The following is a 2,259-nucleotide window of genomic DNA, read 5'->3' as shown; positions in this document are numbered from 1 at the left end:
AAGCCTCTTTTGGTGCAATATCCTACCCTGCAGCAGGTTGTGCAGAGGCGACCGGATTACCCCGCGCAGCAAGTCTTGGCTTTGCTGACCTGTCTGGGCAACTTGTTGGAAGACTGGCAGTTGGAAACCATTGGCCAGGTGTGGCAACAGGTGGCCTATGACCCAGAAAGCCACCAGCCCGATGAAGAGGATATCCAGGCGGGAGAGCCGGTCTACGTTCGCTTTGTGGGCTATCGACTTAGGGATCAAGTTTTAGTTCGAGCCAAAGTCAGTCGCACTCTACCTTCCTTGGCAGCATGACGACGTTGGCTATTGATTTTGGCACTTCCAATACGGTGGTCTGTGCCTACCAAAACCAAAAACCCCTTGCAATCGATATACCAGGGATCACCCACCGCTACGACGGCAGCCCCCCTCTAATTCCCTCGGTTCTCTTTGTCGGCCAAAATCAGCAATTTTTGATTGGGGCACCTGCCCAGGCCAAACGGGATCCCAAGCGCCTATTCAAAGGCTTTAAGCGGGATCTCTCTCAACAATTCCAGCCGGCTCCAACCTATGTGGATGGACAGGCCTACACAGCCCAAGAGGCCACGCGGATCTTTCTGCAGCAGCTTCTTGCCAAACTCCAGGCAGAGGGCTGGCAGCCCGATAAGGTGATCTTGACCGTGCCGGTGGGAGCCTACGAGGGCTATTTGCACAACCTGCAAGAGGTGTTTGGCTCCCTAGGGATCCAACAGGTCGTGTTCCTCGACGAGTCCACCGCGGCTGCTTTGGGCTACGGGATCCAGGAGCCGGGATCCCTGATTTTGGTGATCGATTTGGGGGGCGGAACTCTCGACCTCTCTTTGGTCAAAATCTTGAAGCCAGAGCAGGGCACTGCTTACCGAGCTGAGGTCATTGCCAAAACTGACCGGGCCTATGGCTGTGGCGGCGTCGATATCGATATCTGGATTGCCGAATGGGTGCTGGAGCAGTTGGGCCGCAAGCGACAGCAGGTCCCGGCCAGCAGCTTCCAGGTTCTGTGCGAGGTTGCCGAGCGGCTCAAGATCCGCCTCTCCAGCCATTCTCAGGCCAGCGAGGCCTGGCTGGATGAAGACTCCTTTGAGACCCACACTTTAACGCTTCAGCGCGAGCAACTCCAGGAGCTGTTGGAAGAGCGCGGCCTGCTGACGCGGCTGAGAGAAGCCATCGATGAGGTCATCGAGAAAGCCCACAATAAAGGGATCTCTAAACGAGATATCCACCAGGTGGTGTTGGTGGGTGGCACCAGCCTCATCCCAGGAGTGCAGCATCAGGTCATTAGCCTCTTTGGCCGCGACAAGGTCAAGTACCACAAGCCGTTTGAGGCAGTGGCCCACGGCGCTCTGGCCTTCACCCAGTTTGCCCGCCTTCAAGATCATCTCCGCCATACCTATGCCCTGCGGCTCTGGAATCCCTATTTGCAGGCGCCCGACTTTTTCCCTCTCTTTAAGAGCGGCACGGCTTATCCTGCCACGGTGGAACTGCCTCCCTTGCAGGCCAACGCCAATGGGCAAAGCCACATCAACCTGGTGGTTGGTGAGATGGCCGAGGAAGGGGCAACTGAGGTTGTTTACGATCCCGACGGTCGGATGCAGATCCGCAACAGCACCGCAGCTTCTAGCTTTCGTCCCCTTGGGATCCACAACCAGCTTTCCATTCCCCTCAAGCCGCTAGGGCGGGTGGGAGTGGATCGTTTGCAGGTCACCTTTGCCGTCGATGCCGGGCGAACTTTGCGGGTAACGGTAGTAGATTTGCAAACTCAAAAGACCCTTATGCAGCAGCAGGTGGTTGGAAGGTTAACTTGAGGTTAGGGATGGAGGTTAGGGATGGCGGAAAACTTTGATCCTGTTCTGGGTGGACAGCAACCAGCCGGATCCGATCCGGTCATGGGAGGCTTGGTGGGCATTGAGCAAGCCCTGGGCAGTCCGAATCCCAAGGTGAGAATCCAAGCAATCAAGGGTGCTCTGAGGTACGGATCCAGAGGGGCCGAGCTTGTTATCCAAGCCCTGCGAAATGATCCCAACTGGGAAGTGCAGTTTGCGGCTTGGGAGACGCTGCTGGAATCGAAGGATCCGCAGCAGGTGCAGGTGGCAAAGTCCCATCGACTTCCCCTCCGACAGGTTGGAGATGTCCAAGCAAGGTATGAAGCGGGAGAGCGGGATTTCCGCTGGGCCGACCTGAGCCAGGCCAACCTGAGCTGGGCCGACCTGAGCCAGGCCAACCTGAGCCAGGCCAACC

At 57.2% G+C, this 2,259-nt stretch carries 2 protein-coding genes and 1 pseudogene; all 3 read left to right on the top strand.

Features of this window, described 5'->3' with window-relative positions; translation table 11 throughout:
- Positions 1–300: pseudogene (locus NW837_RS09710) on the top strand (hypothetical protein); the annotation flags it as partial.
- 5 nt (positions 301–305) lie between these two features.
- A complete protein-coding gene (locus NW837_RS09705) occupies positions 306–1,826 on the top strand; it encodes an Hsp70 family protein (RefSeq protein ID WP_414331083.1) in 1,521 nt (506 codons plus the stop codon).
- Between the two features lie 21 nt (positions 1,827–1,847).
- Positions 1,848–2,259 (top strand): HEAT repeat domain-containing protein (locus NW837_RS09700; protein WP_414331081.1); only part of this gene is annotated, 412 nt, incomplete at its 3' end.

The sequence above is a fragment of the Synechococcus sp. R6-10 genome, from assembly GCF_047461815.1.
GTDB lineage: Bacteria > Cyanobacteriota > Cyanobacteriia > Thermostichales > Thermostichaceae > Thermostichus.
This window is presented reverse-complemented; position numbering and strand designations above follow the sequence as displayed.